The following is an 18,045-nucleotide window of genomic DNA, read 5'->3' on the forward strand; positions in this document are numbered from 1 at the left end:
GGGGATGACGGTTCACAATTCGGATCTGCGCGAGCAGACAGTTCAACGCGTTGAAAACACGCATGCTGGCGTGGCATTGAGCGCGGCTCTTACGCGTTGCCGGCTGGTATTCAGTGCGGTTCGAACAGGCGTTGCGAGGCTTCCTGTCCTGATGTCGGGCACGGTTCTGGCCGGCTCGGCAAGCATGGCGCTGGCGCAGGACGGGCTTGTGGCAAAGACCGGCGCGCGACTATTTTCATCCGGAGAAACAATCACCTATTCGCTTTTCGTCGGCATGCTTTCGGCAACGCTGTTTTCCGTTGTCTGGCTGGTGCGGCAGCGCGGCAATATCGAGGCGGAGAGCAGCGAATACCGTCAGGCGCTTGCCCAGTCCCACCACAAGATCGCGAAATACGAGGCGCTGATTTCCGACAAGAGCCGCCGCATCGTCATCTGGGACGGCGCGGATAAGCGCCCCGAATTTCTGGGACAGCTGCCGGCAGAAACCGGTGTGCCGCAGGCGGATCACGATTTTCTGGCCTTTGGCCGCTGGCTGAAACCGGCATCCGCAAGCCAGCTTGAAAAATCCATCGAAAAACTCCGCAGCCATGCGCAGAGTTTCGATCTAACCATTGAAACACAGCGCGGCGAAGTCATTGAAGTTCAAGGCCGGGTTTCCGGCGGCAATGCCTTTGCCCGTTTCATCGCGCTCAACAATCTGCGCGCGGAACTCGCTGAATTGCAGGTGGAGCGCGAGCGCCTGATCGCTTCGGTCTCCACATTTCAGGAGCTTCTGGATTCCATCGAACAACCCGTCTGGCGGCGCAATGGCGAAGGCGAACTCACCTGGGTCAACCACGCTTATGCGCATGCTGTGGATGCACGCGACGCCGACCAGGCCGTTCATGAAAAACGCGAGCTGCTGAACACGGTTACCCGGCAGAAGATACGCGCGGCCGCGACACCGGAATCACCCTATCACGACCGTATTTCGACGGTTGTTTCCGGAAACCGCACCTTCTTTGACGTCGTGGATATCAAGACAGCCGGCGGTTCGGCTGGCATCGCTATCGACGCAACGGAAGCCGAAACCATCAGCGAGGAACTCAAGCGGGTTCTGAAAAGTCACGCTGAAACGCTCGATCATCTGGCAACGCCCGTCGCCATTTTCGACGGCCGGCAGCGGCTGCAATTCTACAATCAGGCTTTCGCGGCTCTCTGGGGTTTCGACCTCGTTTTCCTCGAATCCAGCCCTGATAATTCCGAGCTTCTGGACAGGCTGCGCACCGCCGGCAAATTGCCGGAGCAGCTGAACTGGAAGAACTGGAAAGAGGCGGCGCTTTCCGTCTACCGTTCGCTGGATACCAAGACCGATCTCTGGCACCTGCCGAACGGCCAGACCCTGCGGGTTATTGCAACCGCCCATCCACAGGGCGGCGCGACCTGGGTTTTCGAGAACCTGACCGAGCAGGTCGACCTGCAGATGCGCTACAACACGCTGGTGAAGGTGCAGGGCGAAACCATCGACCATCTGGCCGAAGGTGTCGCCGTGTTCGGTGCGGATGGGCGCATTCGCCTCTCCAACCCGGCATTCCGGGCGCTCTGGGGCGTGACCGCGGAACAGGCTGAGACTGGCACCCATATCCGCGCCATCGAAACCGCCTGCACACAATCTTATGACAGGCCGGACGGCTGGCGCGCCTTCAGCCAGTTCATTACCAGCTTCGATGATGAGCGGCCCTCGCGACAGGGAACGCTGGAACTGCTTTCCGGCCTTGTGCTCGACTATGCCATCATTCCGCTGCCCGATTCACAGACCATGCTGACCTTCGTCAACATGACCGACAGCGTGCGGGCCGAGCGGGCGCTCAAGGAAAAGAACGACGCGCTTTTGAAGGCCGACGAGCTGAAGAACGATTTCGTGCAGCATGTTTCCTACGAGCTGCGCTCGCCGCTGACGAATATCATCGGTTTCACCGACCTCCTGAAGACACCCGGCATCGGCCAGTTGACGGACCGGCAGGCGGAATATCTCGACCATATTTCCACCTCCTCCTCGGTTCTCCTGACCATCGTCAACGATATTCTCGATCTCGCGACCGTGGATGCCGGCATCATGCAGCTCAATTATTCGGATAATGATCTGAATGAGTTGCTTGAAGACGTTTCGGTGCAGATCGCCGACCGGCTGCAGGAAAGCGGCATTTCGCTCGAGATCGTTGCACCGGCCCATCTCGGCAGTCTCGTGGCCGATCACCAGCGGCTGAAGCAGATTCTCATCAAGCTGCTGACCAACGCGATCAATTTCGCCCCGGAAGGGTCTTCGGTTCAGCTCTCCTGCCAGCGCAGCGAAGGTGACTTCGTGTTCTCGGTGGCGGACAAGGGTCCGGGTATTCCTGAAGACATGCTGAAGAGCGTGTTCGACCGCTTCGCGACGCGCGGCAATGGCGGGCGGCGAACCGGTGCAGGGCTTGGCCTTTCCATCGTGGAAAGCTTCGTCAGCCTGCACCATGGCACTGTCAGCATCGACAGCCGACCCGGCAACGGCACCATCGTCACGTGCCGCATTCCTTCCGGCACACGGCCGCATTCCATCGCCGCAGAATGAGCGAAGACATCTTGCCGATCACCATTCCCCTTGAGGGAGAAAAGGACACCATCAGGCTCGGTGAAGACCTCGCACTGGCCTTAAAACCCGGCGATTGTCTCGCACTCATCGGCGATCTCGGCACCGGCAAATCGACGCTCGCCCGAGCCTTCATCCGCGGGATGGCGGATGAGCCCGATCTCGAAGTGCCGAGCCCCACCTTCACGATCATCCAGACTTATGACGCCCGCATTCCGGTCGCCCATCTTGATCTTTACCGGCTTTCGGATGTTTCCGAGCTGGACGAACTCGGCATCGATGAGATGCTGGAGGACGGCATCTGCCTGATCGAGTGGCCGGATATCGCCACTGATATTCTGCCGCCGGAACAGACCGTAACCCTAACGTTGACACATTCCGGCGAAGGGCGGCTCGCCGCCATCGAGGCTCCGGCAAAACTGAAAGCACGGCTTGAGCGGGTTTTCGCCATCCGCGCATTTCTCGCGAAAAATGGCAGGGGCGATGTGGCCCGGCGCTTTCTAAGCGGCGATGCTTCCACACGCGCCTATGAGACCGTTTCAACTGGTGGGCCGGATCTTATCCTGATGGACTGGCGGCGCCCCATGCGAGGGGCGATCGTCGCTGAAGGCAAGACCTATGCGGAAATCGCCCATCTTGCCCAGGATGCGCGTTCCTTCGTGGCTATTGGCAATTATCTGAGAAATAGCGGCTTTTGCGCGCCGGAGATTCTGGCGGCGGATACCGATCAGGGCATTCTCCTGCTGGAAAACCTCGGGCGGGAGGGCGTGCTGGCGCCTGACGGGACGCCGATAGAGGACCGCTATCTGCAAAGCGTCGCCTGTCTCGCGGCCCTTCACGAGGCCTCGCGGCCCGACCTGCTGCCAGTGGGTGACGGCAGCGCCTATGAGGTTCCCCCCTTCGACCGGCAGGCGATGAAGATCGAGGTTTCGCTGCTGGCGGAATGGTATCTGCCGCATAAACGCGGCAAGCCCCTCACCGATAGCGAAAAGAGCGACTATTACGCTCTATGGGACAGGCTGATCGACCAGCTCGCCGACTGTGAGACGGGACTTGTGCTGCGCGATTTCCATTCACCCAACCTTATATGGCAGCCGCAAAACAGCGGCATACGGCAAGTCGGCCTGATCGATTTTCAAGATGCGATGATCGGCCCGACCGCCTATGATGTCGCTTCCATCGTGCAGGATGCCCGCGTTACCATCTCCCCCGAACTGCAAGCGCGCCTGCTTTCGCACTATCTCGAGAACAGAAGAAGCACGCCTTTCGATGAGGCCGCTTTCCTCAAGGCTTTCGCCATCATGTCGGCGCAACGCAACTGCAAGCTTGCCGGTATCTGGGTGAGGCTGTTGGAACGGGATCGAAAACCCGGTTATATGAAACATATGCCGAGGACGTTCCGCTATCTCAGTGCAGCGCTTTCGCATCCGGAACTCGCACCGCTCAGAGACTGGTGCCTGCGCATGGGCATCGAATTTAACGACTGAAAGACGGTTGACCACGATGACGATCAAAAACGCGATGGTGCTGGCCGCCGGGCTTGGCACGCGGATGCGCCCGATCACGGATACGATCCCGAAGCCGCTCGTGAAAATCGCCGGCAAGCCGATGATCGACTACGCGCTCGATTCCCTTGTCGAAGCCGGTGCCGAGACAATCGTCGTCAATGTGCATCACCACGCCGAACAGATGATTGCTCATCTCGAAAACCGCACCGACGCCGAAATCCTGATTTCCGACGAGCAGTCGCAGCTGATGAATTCCGGTGGCGGACTTGCCAAGGGCCTGAAGCTTCTGGAACCCGGCCCGGTCTTCGTCATGAATGCCGATCTTTTCTGGATCGGCGAGCAATTGAATGCGGTCAGCAACCTGCGCAAGCTTGCGCAATTCTTCGATCCCGCCCGCATGGATATGGCGCTGCTCTGCGTCGACATGGATCGCACCACCGGACACAATGGGAAGAGGGATTTCAACCTGGCGGATGACGGAAAACTGGCGCGGTATCGCGATGGCGACCCAACCCCGGTAGTTTATGCGGGCGCCATCGCCATGGATTCGCGACTGCTGGACGATGCGCCGGTGGATGCCTTCAACCTCAATATCTATTTCGATCGCGCCATCGGAAAAGACCGGCTTTTCGGGCTTTCTCTGGATGGCCACTGGATTACGGTCGGCACGCCCGACGCAATAGAAGACGCCGAAAGCATTATCCGGCAATTCAGGGAAAAACGCTCTGCATGACCCTTACTCACCACGCAAAGCGCGTCCTGACGATCGCCGCGGGAACACCGTTCCTCAGGACGCTCGCGGAAACGCTGTGTGATGGGACGCTGACATCAGGCTATAAATACGACCCGGCCGATCCGCTATCGCTTGCCAAGGTGACGATCTATGTGCCGACGCGGCGCTCCGCCCGCGTGCTGCGCTCCGAATTCGTCGATCTTCTAGGCGGCCGATCCGCCATTCTGCCGCTGATCCGGCCTCTGGGTGAGACGGATGACGATAGCGGCTTCTTCGAGATCGAAAACCCTGAGATCATGGATCTGGCGCCACCGATTTCCGGCACCGGCCGGCTCATCGAACTGGGGCGTCTCATTCTCGCCTGGCGCAACAGCCTGCCGGACGCCATCCGGGCCATCCATTCCGATTCGCCGCTTGTCGCCCCCGCCAGCCCCGCCGATGCTATATGGCTGGCGCGTGCGCTTGGCGAGGTGATCGATGCGATGGATACCGAAGAAAAGGACTGGGAAGCGCTTCAGCATCTCGATACTGGCGATCACGCTCAATGGTGGCAGCTGACTGCGGACTTCCTGCGGATCGCCAGCGTCTTCTGGCCGGCGCGGCTTGCCGAACTCAACCGTTCCTCCGCCGGCCGGCATCGCAACGCCATCCTGCGGGCGGAAGCTAACCGGCTTGCCAATTTGCCGGATACGGGACCCATCATCGCCGCAGGGTCGACGGGCTCCATTCCTGCGGCAGCCGATCTGATCGCCGCCGTTGCCGCCCTGCCGCAAGGCACCGTTGTGCTTCCTGGCCTCGATCTCGCCATGCCGGAGGAACAATGGCAGGCGATTGCCGAGGACCCCACCGATCCTTCGAGCCGCACCCATTCGCAATACGGGCTTTATATGCTGTTGCAGAAGCTCGGCATCCTGCGCGATGACGTGGATCAGATTGGCGCCATTGACGGCGATCTGGAAAAGCGAGCAGCGGTATTTTCGGCCGCACTCGCACCGGCCAAATCCACCAGCGACTGGAATCGCTGGCGCGAAGACAGGCAACCCGGCTTTTTCGACGATGCTTTCGCAACCGCCACGCTTATTGAAGCCGCCAATGAGCGCGAGGAGGCAACGGCCATCGCAGTGGCTTTGCGGCTGGCCCTTGAAGCACCGGGTGCTGGCCGTCCATCGCAGGCAGCATTGATTACACCGGACCGCGGACTGGCGCGACGCGTGGCGACGGAGTTACAGCGCTTCGGCATCGAAGCCGACGACTCGGCCGGTACGCCGCTTTCCGCCACCCCGCAAGCCGGGCTGACGCAACTGGCGCTGGAGGCCATCCTCAGGCCCGGAGACCCCGTGCCAATTATTTCCCTCCTGAAACATCCGCTCAGCCGTTTCGGGCTTTCCGATGAAGCTTTCGCGAAAGCCTCGAAAGCGCTGGAGCTGATTGCGCTGCGCGGCGGCCGTGTGGAAACCGAAATCGGCAATCTGGAAGCGGTTCTGGATGCACAGCTTGTGGTGCAGCGCGATGACCGGTACCCGCCCGCCTGGCGGCTGGCCCTACCGCAGGCAAGCGCGGAGGCCGGGCGCGATCTGGCGCGGCGGATCGCCGTTGCGACCGAGCCGCTCGGCTCCGCCTTTATCCGCAGAGATCGATCCGGCCGCGCCTTCACCGATAAATTGCCACTGTCCGTCTGGGCGGAGCGGACGGGCCGCGTGATCGAAGCCATCTGTGCGGATGAAAACAACGATCTTGCCGCACTCTGGTCCGGTGAAGCGGGAGACAAGCTTTCCGAGCTGTTCGGCGAATTGATGGAAAGCGGCGAGATCCTCGACGCGGACGGACCGCAATGGATCGATATTTTTGCGGCACTGGTGGCCGGTGAATCGATCAAGCCACGATCGATGCGCCACCCGCGCATTTTCATCTTCGGCGCCCTTGAGGCACGGCTGCAAAGTGTCGACACCGTCGTGATCGGCGGCCTCAATGAAGGGCTCTGGCCCGGCCAGACAGCGAATAATCCGTTTCTGTCCCGCACCATGAAGACCGCGATTGGGCTGGAGCCGCCGGAACGGCGTATCGGCCAGCTGGCGCATGATTTCGAGATGGCAAATGGCACCCGGCAGATTTTTTACACCCGCGCGCTGAGGCAGGGCTCGACACCCGCCGTCGCCTCACGCTGGCTGCAGCGTCTTCTGGCGCTGGGCGGCGAGAAATTTGCCGAAAGCCTGAAGAAGCGCGGCGAGACCTATCGCCATTGGGCAGGATTGATGGATGAAAGTATCGATCAGGAAGCGGCAAAGCGCCCTGCCCCGAAGCCGCCGGCCGAGTTGCAGCCAACGCGCTATTCCTTCAGCGAAGTGGGCCGCCTGCGCCGCGACCCCTATTCGATCTATGCGCGACGCATCCTGAAACTGGACCCGCTTGCCCCCTTCAACCGCGATCCGAACGCCGCCGATCGCGGCACGCTCTATCACGCGATCATCGAGCGTTATTCCCGCGAGGCGCATATTCCCGGCACGCCAGCCTCGCTCGCGGCCATGCAACGCATTCTCGATGAGTGTTTCGACGCGGAAAACCTGCCTCCCCATGTGGATGTCATCTGGCGGCCGCGTTTTGCGGCGGTGGCCCGCGCCTTCATCGACTGGGAGAAGGAAAGGCATCCGTCCATCCGCCACAGCTTTTTCGAGGCACGCGCCGGGCAGGAAATCGCCGAGGCGGGCATAAGGCTGACCGGGATCGCCGACCGCATCGACATCAAGACGAACGGCCACGCGGATATTATCGATTACAAGACGGGGCTTGCGCCTTCCGTCAATCAGGCGCGCGCGCTGCTTGATCCACAGCTTGCGCTGGAAGCCGCAGCGCTGATGCGTGGCGCCTTCCGCGAAGCCGGTTCGCCCGCGCCTGACAATCTCATCTATGTTCGCCTGCGGCCGGGCGAGCGCTTCTTTGCCGATCAGGTCAATAACGAACATTCCAGCCGAAGCAGCAAAAGACCGCCGAAATCGGCGATTGAGCTCGCCACGGAATCGATCGAACAGCTCACCAAATTCGTTCATTCTCTGCGTGAAGGCGAGAATGGTTTTGCCTCGCGGCTGGTGCCCGAGGAGCAGCAATCCTATGGCGGGGAATATGACCACCTCGCCCGCGTTTCGGAATGGTCGACGGCAGAACCGGGAGACGGCGATGACGATTGATCCCTTCGACGCCGGCCCCGCCACCGACACGCCTGAAAGCTGGATCGACTGGACCAGCGCCCGGCAGCGGCTTGCCTCCGATCCCGCCAGTTCCGCATGGGTGTCGGCCAATGCCGGCTCAGGCAAGACCCATGTCCTGACCCAGCGCGTCATTCGCCTGCTTCTGGCCGGCTGCCGGCCCTCGGCGATTTTGTGCCTCACTTATACCAAGGCCGCGGCGTCGGAAATGTCGAGCCGTGTTTTCGACCGTCTGGCGGAATGGGCTACTTTGCCGGACTCCGATCTCAAGGACCGCATCGCCGCCATCGAGGGCAAGGCGCCGGATCGGATCAAGCTTGCCGAAGCGCGCAGGCTGTTTGCCAAGGCGCTGGAAACACCGGGCGGGCTGAAAATCCAGACCATCCACGCCTTCTGCGAGGCGTTGCTGCACCAGTTTCCGCTGGAAGCCAATGTCGCCGGCCATTTCTCCGTTCTCGATGACCGCGCAGCGACCACGCTGCTGGCCGAGGCGCGCCGCTCACTTCTGACGGCGGTTTCAACGGAGCGCGACGCGGAACTGGCGCAGGCGCTAGCCTATGTGCTCGATCTCGCCGATGAAAGCGGGCTGGAAGCACTGCTCTCCGCCATCATCGCCAATCGCAGCGCCCTTCGTGGTTTTCTGCTAGACGCCAAACAATTTGGCGGCATCGATGCCCGGTTGCGGCAGGCGATGCAGATCGCAGATGGGGAAACCGAAGAAACCGCGGCGGCCGCCTTCTGGCCTCTGCCCGGCCTCTCCGGCCTCGCGCTCGATACCTATCTGGCCCTTGCCGACGAGGTAGGCGGATCACGCGTCATCGATGTCGCTTATGCGCTCAGGGAGGCAAAACGCCACCCGGACCCCGTCCAGCGGATGCAATTCATCGAAGCGGCGCTGTTGACAGCCAAGGGGGAAAAGAAATCGGATGCCTATGTCATCAACAAGGGCATGCAGAAATCCGCCCCCGAACTTCTCGATGCGCTGACGCTGGCGCGTGACCATGCTATTTCCTGCCGCAACCGTTATCGTCTGGTGCGGATGCTGGCGGCGACAAAATGCGCCCTTGTTCTAGCCGAAAGGCTGATCGGCGATTTCGAAGACCTGAAGAAACAGCGAAGCCAGCTCGATTTCGAAGACCTGATCGAGCGCGCCGCCAACCTCCTCAACCGCGATACGGCGGGTGCCTGGGTGCATTACAAGCTGGATCAGGGCATCGACCATATTCTGGTCGACGAGGCGCAAGATACGAGCCCGGTGCAATGGTCGATCATCCAGTCGCTGGCGGCGGATTTCTTCACGGGCGAGAGCGCCCGCTTGGGACGGCGCACGCTGTTTGCCGTGGGCGATGAAAAACAGTCGATCTATTCATTCCAGGGTGCGCGGCCGGAACGGTTTTCGCAGGAGCGCGAAGAGACCAAAAGGCGCGTCGATTCTGTGGAGCAGGCCTTTCACCGCATCCGCCTGCCGCTATCCTTCCGGTCCACGCAGGATGTGCTGGCCGCTGTCGACCAGGTGTTTTCAGACCCGAATAACGCCAGCGGTCTCAGCGCCGATAACGAACCGGTGGAACACCGATCCAACCGGGCCGGTCATCCGGGCACTGTGGAAGTGTGGGACATGGTGGCGTCGGAAACCACTGAAGACGAAGAGGATTGGACTGCCCCCTTCGATGCGCTGCGGGAAAGTGCGCCGGCCACCATCGTTGCCCGCCGTATCGCCGCGCGCATCGCCGATATGATCGGAAACGAAACCATTATCGAGAAAGGTGTCGAGCGTACCGTCGAGCCCGGCGATATTCTGGTGCTCGTCAGAAAACGCCATGCCTTCGTTAATGCGCTGACCCGGGAGTTGAAAGGGCGCAAGAACATTCCCGTTGCCGGTGCCGACCGTCTTCGCCTGACCGACCACATTGCCGTGCAGGACCTTCTGGGGCTCGGCCATTTCGTTGTCCTGCCCGAAGATGACCTTTCACTCGCCGCACTTTTGAAAAGCCCGCTCTTCAACCTGACAGAAGATGACGTTTTCGACATTGCCGCCACGCGATCGGAAACGGAAAGCGTCTGGAAACGGCTGCAAATCCTTTCGCAGGAAGAGAATAGTCACCTTTCCACCGTTGCCGCCAAGCTGGAAGGCTTCATCGCGCTTTCGAAAACGGCCACGGTGCATGATTTCTTTGCAGCGGTCCTGACCCTGCATGACGGGCGCAAAAAATTTCTCGGCCGGCTTGGCAACGAGGCGAGCGACGTTCTGGATGAGTTCCTGTCCTTTGCGCTGGATCACGAAAGAACCGGCCTGCCCGGCCTGCAGGCCTTTTTGTCCGTTCTGGAAACCGATTCTCCTGAAGTGAAGCGCGAGCAGGACAAGGATCGCGGCGAAGTGCGCATCATGACCGTGCACGCCTCCAAGGGCCTGGAAGCGCCGGTTGTTTTTGTCGTTGATGGCGGTTCGAAAGCCTTCAACCACAGCCATGTGCCGAAACTGCGCTTCGTCGAAGCGGGTGAGGACGCTTTCCCGGTGTGGCTACCCGGCAGCGGTTTTTCCAACCATCTCATCCGCTCGGATGAAGAACGACTGAAGACGGCCGCCGAAGACGAATATCGACGGCTGCTTTATGTGGCGATGACGCGCGCTGCTGATCATCTCGTCGTCTGCGGTTATCGCGGCCAGAAGGAAAATCCCGAATGCTGGCATGCCATCGTCAAGGCGGCGCTTGCCAACAATGAAGACCATTGCAAGCCGCAGCTTTTCATGGCGGATGGCGAGGAATGGCAGGGGCTTGTCTGGCGTAAATCCGAGGCTCGCACGACATCTGTCCCGCAAAAGCTACCAGAAACGCAGCAGCAGGAAGAATACGCCCTTCCGGCGGGACTTCTCGCTCCCTTGCCGGCACTGCCCTCCCTGCCGAGACCGCTCAGCCCGTCCGGTGCCGGCACCATCATTGATGACGGCGCGGACGATCTCGCCGTGCGTTCGCCGCTTTTCGGCGAGAAAACCGATGTCTCGTCGCTGGCGCTGCAGCGCGGTAGGCTAGTGCATCGCATGCTGCAAGCCCTGCCGGATTTTACCGAGGAGGAGCGGGAAGCGGCTGCGCGCCGCTATGCGGAGCGTGCGGCTCGTTTCTGGCCTGCTGCCGAGCGCGAACATTTGATACGAGCGGTTCTGCGCGTCATGTCCGAACCGGCGGTACAACCGGCCTTCTCCGCCAACAGCCGCGCGGAAGTGTCGATCATGGGCACGATGACGATCGGCAGGCAGCAATATGCCGTCTCCGGCCGCGTCGACCGGCTGGCCGTGGATGGTGATCGCGTCATTCTGGTCGATTACAAGACCAACCGCGTGCCGCCGCGCGAAGCGCGTGAAATACCTTTCTCCCACACGGCGCAGCTTGCCATCTATCGCGAAATTCTAGCATCGCTCTATCCCGGCAAGAAATTTGTCTGTGCGCTGATCTATACGGAAAATGCCACTTTTGTGGCAGTCGAAGACGATGCGATGAGAGAGGCCCTTGCCGCAATAAAGACAAAGTGAGATACCGGGGCATTGAAATTCCGACGCGCCCGCATCACATCGATAGCGGAAAAGATTAGCTGAAAGGAGAGCCAGATATGGCTACCGTAAAAGTCGATGCCGCCAACTTCCAGTCCGAAGTCCTCGAATCCGCCGAACCCGTCGTGGTGGATTTCTGGGCCGAATGGTGCGGCCCGTGCAAGATGATCGCGCCAAGCCTTGAGGAAATTTCGTCCGAGCTGGCCGGCAAGGTCAAGGTCGCAAAGCTCAACATCGACGAAAACCCGGAACTGGCAGCGCAGTTCGGCGTGCGCTCGATCCCGACCCTTGCCATGTTCAAGGGCGGCGAAGTGGCTGATATCAAGGTTGGCGCTGCTCCCAAGACAGCGCTTTCCGCCTGGATTTCCGGCGCCGCATAAGCAATATCGATGGAATGAAAAAAGCCCGGCAGTGATGCCGGGCTTTTTTATTGGGGAACCGTGCCGTTCAGGGCAAGCGCATTGCCCGCAAGGTAAAGCGAGCCGCCGATCAGGATGCGCGGCGCTGGTCCTTCGGGATCAAAGCGGCGCGTCAGCTCTTCCAAGGCATGCGTGAGAGACGAGGTGGGTGCCGCAACAAGACCGGCATCGAAGGCGGCATGGGCAAGTACCACGGGGTCGATCGCCGCATCCGTGCCGCCGATCGGCACCGTGAAGACATATTCGGCGATATCGGCGAAGGCCTTGAAATAACCCACCGGATCCTTGGTGTTGATCATGCCCGCAATGATGAAGAGCGGGCGTGCCATCTTTTCCTCAAAGCCAGCCATCGCCTCGGCGATAACCTCGCCCGCGCCGGGGTTATGACCGCCATCGACCCAGATTTCCGCATCCTTAGGGGCCATTTCAGCGATTTTGCCGGACAGGATACGCTGCAGACGGCCGGGCCATTCCACCGTGGTCATGGCCTTTTCGATCATCCGTTCCGTCACCTCGAAACCGGCGGCCTTGACGGCGCGGATCGCGGCAGCGGCATTGGCAAGCTGGTGACGGCCGGGAAGTCGTGGCAACGGCGCATCGGCCAGGCCGAACTCGTCCTGATAAACCATGCGGCCGAATTCTTCATGGGCGGAAAAATCCTGCCCGTAGACGGATACCGGGCAACCGAGCCGCTCCGCCGTGGCAATCAGCGTTTCGAGCGCCGCATCATATTCCTGATGACCGATGACGACGGGCGAACCCTTTTTCATGATGCCGGCCTTTTCGGCGGCTATCAGCTCCACGCGGTCACCGAGATAGGCCTGATGATCGAGCGAGATCGGCATGATGACGGAGACGGCTGGGTGGTTGATTACATTGGTTGCATCGAATCGACCGCCTAGGCCAACCTCTACGACGGCGGCATCGGCGGGTTGTTCCGCAAAAAGCACGAACATCGCCGCAGTCAGAATTTCGAAAACCGTTATCATCTGACCGGCATTGGCAGTTTCAATGCGGCGCAGCGCGTCCGCAAAGATCTCGTCTTCAACATAACGACCTTTATCGCCGGCCACGCCGATACGGTACCGCTCATGCCAGTTCACAAGATGCGGCGATGTATGCACGTGGACGGAAAGCCCTGCCGCCTCCAGCAGGGCACGGCAGAAGGCCGTGACCGAACCCTTGCCATTTGTGCCGGCCACATGGATCACCGGCGGCATTCTGTTCTGGGGACTGCCGAGTTTTTCGAGAAGACGGGAAATTCTGTCGAGTGAAAGATCGAACCCCTTGGGGTGGAGCTGCATCAGCTCCTCAATGATCTTTTCGGCCTCACCGATCGCGGGCTTCGTCATGTCTTCCGTTCGCCTTTCAGGCGTTTTGCTTGCCATTTGTCCGCCGCACCAAAAATGAAATCATGCAACGTATAGCATCATCCCGAAGGCAGTTTATGCCTCCGGGCGACATATTTTTTTCCTCAGGCCGAAGCCGCCAGCGGTACGACGGCGTTTGCGTTGTCAGCAGGCGCTTTGGTCATGATCTTGAGCAGATTGGCCAGCGTGTCCGGGATTTCGCGGCGGTCGACGACCATATCTACCATGCCGTGTTCCAGCAGGTATTCCGAGGTCTGGAAGCCTTCCGGCAGCTTTTCACGAATGGTCTGCTCGATCACACGCTTGCCCGCAAAGCAGATTTCAGCGCCCGGCTCGGCGATATGCACGTCACCCAGCATGGCATAGGAGGCCGTAACACCACCCGTCGTTGGGTTCGTCAGAACCACGATATAGGGCATGCCTGCCTCTTTCAGCATGTTTACCGCAACCGTGGTGCGCGGCAGCTGCATCAGCGAAAGAATGCCTTCCTGCATGCGCGCCCCGCCGGAGGCCGGGAACATGACGAGCGGGCAACGCTCGGAAATCGCACGCTCAAAGGCCTTGACGATGGCTTCGCCGGCGGCGATGCCGAGCGAACCGCCCATGAACTGGAATTCATGCACGACGGCAACGATCTTCAGGCCTTTCAAGTGGCCGACACCGGCAAGGATCGTGTCTTCCTGCTCGGTTTTCGTGCGGCTGTCACGCAGACGGTCGGTGTATTTCTTGGAATCGCGGAACTTCAGAGGGTCCTGCGCTACCTTCGGCTGGACCAGGGCCTCATAGACGCCACCATCAAAAAGATCGGCAAGGCGCGCCTTGGCCGGCATCTTCATATGGTAACCAGAAGCCGGGATGACCCACTTGTTGTCTTCCAGGTCCTTGTGGAAGACCATTTCGCCCGTTTCCGGGCACTTGATCCACAGGTTCTCCGGAACCTCCGGGCGGCGGCCAAGCATGGAATTGATCCGCGGCCGAACGTAATTAGTGATCCAGTTCAACTGTCTACTCCTGACTGGGCCGCGCGCTTATTCCGCAGCGGCAAGGCGCGACGCACGCACGCCCGTTGAAAGTCCTTTTACCAGCGTCGTAACGGCCGGCACGGTATCGGCGGTCGCCTGCCCGTCCTTGGTCAGGCTGCCAGCAATCTGGTTGACGATGGCCGAACCGACCACAACGCCATCTGCCACCGCGCCGATCGCTTTTGCATGATCGGCCGTCTTGACACCAAAACCGACACAGACCGGCAGTTCCGTATGCGCCTTGATACGACCGACAGCGCCCGAGATCAACGAGGGATCGGGAAGCGCCGAACCGGTGATACCGTTCATCGAAACGTAATAAACGAAACCTGAGGTATTTTTAAGGACGGTCGGCAGGCGCTTGCCATCCGTAGTCGGGGTAGCGAGACGGATGAAGTTGATGCCGCGCGCAAGCGCCGGTATGCAGAGTTCATCGTCCATTTCCGGCGGAAGATCGACTACGATCAGGCCATCGATGCCAGCCGCCAGCGCGTCGTCCAAAAACTTTTCGACGCCATAGATATAGATCGGATTATAATAGCCCATCAGCACGATGGGTGTTGCATCGTCTTGCCTGCGGAACTCGCGGGCGAGATCGAGCGTGGTCTTCAGCGTCTGTCCGCCCTTCAGCGCGCGCTGGCCGGCCAGCTGAATGGCCGGACCATCCGCCATCGGGTCGGAAAAGGGCATGCCGAGTTCGATGACGTCAGCACCGGCTTCCGGCAGCGCTTTCATGATGCCGAGCGAGGTCTGGAAATCCGGGTCGCCGCCCATGAAATAGGTAATCAGGGCCGGGCGATTTTCAGCGCGCAGATCGGCAAAGCGCTTGTCCATACGTGCAGTCATGATCTTATACATCCATTCCAAGGAACTTGCTGACGGTGTGGACATCCTTGTCACCACGGCCGGAGAGGTTCATCAGGATGATTTCATCCTTGCCCATCTTTGGCGCGCGCTTGATGACCTCTGCCAAAGCGTGGCTCGGCTCGAGAGCCGGAATGATGCCTTCGAGGCGGGTCAGCATCTGGAAGGCGTCCAGCGCCTCATGGTCCATGATCGGCACATATTCCACGCGGCCGATATCGTTCAGCCAGGAATGTTCCGGGCCGATGCCGGGATAATCGAGACCGGCGGAAATGGAATGACCTTCCTTGATCTGGCCATCCTCGTCCTGAAGCAGATAGGTGCGGTTGCCATGCAGCACGCCCGGCGAACCGGCCGTGATCGAAGCGCAATGCTCGTCACCGGAAAGGCCCTTGCCGCCCGCCTCGACGCCGACGATGCGGACATTCTTGTCATCGAGGAAAGGATGGAAAATGCCGATGGCATTCGATCCGCCGCCGACAGCCGCGACGACCAGATCCGGCAGACGGCCTTCCGCCTCCAGCATCTGCGCCTTGGCTTCTTCACCGATGACCGCCTGGAAATCGCGAACCATTTCCGGATAGGGATGCGGGCCAGCCGCGGTGCCGATCAGATAATAGGTATCCTCGACATTGGTGACCCAGTCACGCAGAGCCTCGTTCATGGCGTCCTTGAGCGTGCCATGACCTGCTGTCACCGGCTTCACCTCGGCGCCCAGAAGCTTCATGCGGAAGACGTTCGGGGCCTGACGGGCTACGTCGGTCGCGCCCATATAAACGACACAGGGAAGACCGAAACGTGCTGCCACCGTTGCGGAGGCAACGCCGTGCTGGCCGGCGCCGGTTTCCGCGATGATGCGGGTCTTGCCCATGCGCTTGGCAAGCAGGATCTGGCCGAGGCAATTGTTGATCTTGTGCGAGCCGGTGTGGTTCAGCTCCTCGCGCTTGAAATAGATCTTCGCGCCACCAAGTTCCGCCGTCAGGCGTTCCGCGAAATAAAGCGGGCTCGGGCGACCGGTATAGTGCGCGCCGAGATGCTTGAGTTCCGCCTGAAACGCGGGATCGGTCTTGGCCTTGTCCCATTCCGCCTGCAAATCCAGAATGAGCGGCATCAGCGTTTCGGCAACGAAGCGACCTCCGTAAATACCGAAACGGCCGTCCTCATCGGGACCAGCACGAAAAGAATTGGGTGTTGGCGCGTCGTTCACTTCAAGCTCCCTTTGGGCCTTTCGACCAATCATTCACCACATCAAAAAATGCATCGATCATGGACAGATCCTTGATGCCCGGCGCGCTTTCGACACCGGACGACAAATCTAGTCCGCTTGCCTTGGTTTCCGCCAGAGCCTCAGCGACATTGTCCTTGTTCAACCCTCCGGAAAGCATGTAATCGATGCTTCCGTCAAGTGATCGCAGGATGGTCCAGTCGAACGAGACGCCATTACCACCCGGCAGGTCGGAGCCCGCCGGCGCCTTGGCATCCAGCAGAAAACGATCGGCTATTCCAATATAAGGGTCGATTTTGGCAAGATCAGCGGCGTCGCGAATGGAAATCGCCTTCATGACGGGCAGGCCATAAAGCGCCTTGATGTTCAGCAACCGTTCCGGGCTTTCATTGCCATGCAGCTGCAGGATATCCGGTTTTACGAGATCAACGATTTCATCGAGATAATCATTATCGGCATCGACGGTGACCGCGACCACCTTGGCGGCGCCACGGGCGGCTTCCGCCAGCCTGCCGGCAATATCGGGCTCGATGTTGCGCGGGCTTTTTTCAAAGAAAATAAAACCGACATGGGACGCACCGCGCCTGACGGCGCGCTCCAGCGCTTCCGGTGTCTTCAATCCGCAAATCTTGATATCCGGTTTCATACCCGCGACCTGACATGAAATGCGACAAGAGTCGAGCCAAATCGCACCCATTCCCGATGGAATGTTTCACGTGAATCCAGATGGCGATCCGTGCCGCAGGTTTCAATCGAAATCGATGGCGTGAAGTTTGGAGCCGTGGCGTTTCAGCCAGTCCTTGGCCTCATTGGTGTGCGGGCACAGCTTTTCGCACAAGGCCCAGAATTTCGGACCGTGGTTCATTTCGCTCAGATGCGCGACCTCGTGGGCGGCAAGATAATCGATGACCTTTTCCGGGGCCATGACGATACGCCAGGAAAAGCTCAAGTTTCCATCATGGGAACAGGAGCCCCAGCGGCTGCGTGTATCCTTCATGCTGATGGACCGCACCGGCCGGCCGGCAGCGCTGGCATGAACGGCAACGAGCCGTTCCAGATCAGCCTTCGCTTCCTTTTTCAGGAATGTCGCGATCCGTCGTCTCAGATGCTCCGGCGCGCCGCTGACTCTCAGAACGTCGACGCCATCAGCGTCTTTCGCGATATGTGTCAGCCCTCGCAGGCTGCCGGTATGGTCAATGCGGTGGGATATGCCTCTGATATCGATGGCTGCGCCCGGCCGCAAACCGTCATCGAGGCTGAATTTCAGAAGCTTGCCTTCCAGCCAGCCCTGATGCCTCTCGAGAAAATCATCCACCTGGCGGTGATGCAGGCCCATAGGGATCGTCAGTTTCAGCGCCCGGCCGCCCGGTTCGATGCGCAAGGTGATGCGCGTGGCCCGCGGATTTTCCCTGACCGTGATCGGCACCTGCCGGCCCGCCACCGCGACGGTGCGCTGGCTCGGCGCAACCTTCTTTGGCGCCGGTGACTTCAGGGATTTTCTGAGGAGCGAAAACATGAACCCTTCATAGCCGATTCGTCCGTCCCTTGGCCA

The 18,045-nt window shown here is 60.1% G+C and carries 12 protein-coding genes; 6 read left to right on the top strand and 6 right to left on the bottom strand.

Annotated features, from left to right (window positions below; translation table 11 throughout):
- Nucleotides 1-4 precede the first annotated feature (4 nt).
- The 6 genes from AC5I5B_RS19510 (at nucleotide 5) to trxA (ending at nucleotide 11,973) form a co-directional block, all read left to right on the top strand.
- The gene (locus AC5I5B_RS19510; protein ID WP_003505368.1) at nucleotides 5-2,587 is read left to right on the top strand and encodes a sensor histidine kinase; all 2,583 of its coding nucleotides are present in this window, start codon (nucleotides 5-7) and stop codon (nucleotides 2,585-2,587) included.
- The gene (gene tsaE, locus AC5I5B_RS19515) at nucleotides 2,584-4,092 is read left to right on the top strand and encodes a tRNA (adenosine(37)-N6)-threonylcarbamoyltransferase complex ATPase subunit type 1 TsaE (protein WP_111834593.1); all 1,509 of its coding nucleotides are present in this window, start codon (nucleotides 2,584-2,586) and stop codon (nucleotides 4,090-4,092) included. Before AC5I5B_RS19510 ends, tsaE begins: the two co-directional genes overlap by 4 nt.
- Nucleotides 4,093-4,108: 16 nt before the next feature.
- Nucleotides 4,109-4,846 (top strand): nucleotidyltransferase family protein, encoded by a 738-nt coding sequence (locus AC5I5B_RS19520; RefSeq protein ID WP_060725460.1) that lies wholly within the window; start codon nucleotides 4,109-4,111, stop codon nucleotides 4,844-4,846.
- A complete protein-coding gene (gene addB, locus AC5I5B_RS19525; protein WP_111834594.1) occupies nucleotides 4,843-8,028 on the top strand; it encodes a double-strand break repair protein AddB in 3,186 nt (1,061 codons plus the stop codon). The genes AC5I5B_RS19520 and addB overlap by 4 nt, the downstream gene beginning before the upstream one ends.
- On the top strand, nucleotides 8,018-11,575 hold the full coding sequence (gene addA / locus AC5I5B_RS19530) for a double-strand break repair helicase AddA (RefSeq protein ID WP_495752782.1): 3,558 nt from the start codon (nucleotides 8,018-8,020) through the stop codon (nucleotides 11,573-11,575). Before addB ends, addA begins: the two co-directional genes overlap by 11 nt.
- 77 nt (nucleotides 11,576-11,652) lie before the next feature.
- Nucleotides 11,653-11,973: a thioredoxin gene (trxA, locus tag AC5I5B_RS19535; protein ID WP_003505361.1), complete on the top strand. Its 321-nt coding sequence runs from the start codon at nucleotides 11,653-11,655 to the stop codon at nucleotides 11,971-11,973.
- A gap of 47 nt (nucleotides 11,974-12,020) precedes the next feature.
- Here the strand turns inward: trxA and AC5I5B_RS19540 are convergent, their stop codons facing one another.
- From AC5I5B_RS19540 to AC5I5B_RS19565, 6 genes are all read right to left on the bottom strand, one after another.
- A complete protein-coding gene (locus tag AC5I5B_RS19540; RefSeq protein ID WP_423753516.1) occupies nucleotides 12,021-13,400 on the bottom strand; it encodes a bifunctional folylpolyglutamate synthase/dihydrofolate synthase in 1,380 nt (459 codons plus the stop codon).
- An 86-nt stretch (nucleotides 13,401-13,486) separates the two neighbouring features.
- A complete protein-coding gene (accD, locus tag AC5I5B_RS19545) occupies nucleotides 13,487-14,383 on the bottom strand; it encodes an acetyl-CoA carboxylase, carboxyltransferase subunit beta (protein ID WP_003505356.1) in 897 nt (298 codons plus the stop codon).
- Nucleotides 14,384-14,410: 27 nt separating this feature from the next.
- On the bottom strand, nucleotides 14,411-15,250 hold the full coding sequence (gene trpA, locus AC5I5B_RS19550) for a tryptophan synthase subunit alpha (RefSeq protein ID WP_003505355.1): 840 nt from the start codon (nucleotides 15,248-15,250) through the stop codon (nucleotides 14,411-14,413).
- A 4-nt stretch (nucleotides 15,251-15,254) separates the two neighbouring features.
- Nucleotides 15,255-16,475 (bottom strand): tryptophan synthase subunit beta, encoded by a 1,221-nt coding sequence (trpB, locus tag AC5I5B_RS19555; RefSeq protein WP_003521170.1) that lies wholly within the window; start codon nucleotides 16,473-16,475, stop codon nucleotides 15,255-15,257.
- A gap of 1 nt (nucleotide 16,476) precedes the next feature.
- A complete protein-coding gene (locus AC5I5B_RS19560; protein ID WP_003505352.1) occupies nucleotides 16,477-17,139 on the bottom strand; it encodes a phosphoribosylanthranilate isomerase in 663 nt (220 codons plus the stop codon).
- 102 nt (nucleotides 17,140-17,241) lie between these two features.
- Nucleotides 17,242-18,009 (bottom strand): M48 family metallopeptidase, encoded by a 768-nt coding sequence (locus tag AC5I5B_RS19565; RefSeq protein ID WP_111834596.1) that lies wholly within the window; start codon nucleotides 18,007-18,009, stop codon nucleotides 17,242-17,244.
- Between the last annotated feature and the right edge of the window lie 36 nt (nucleotides 18,010-18,045).

It is taken from the genome of Agrobacterium sp. (assembly GCF_059499945.1).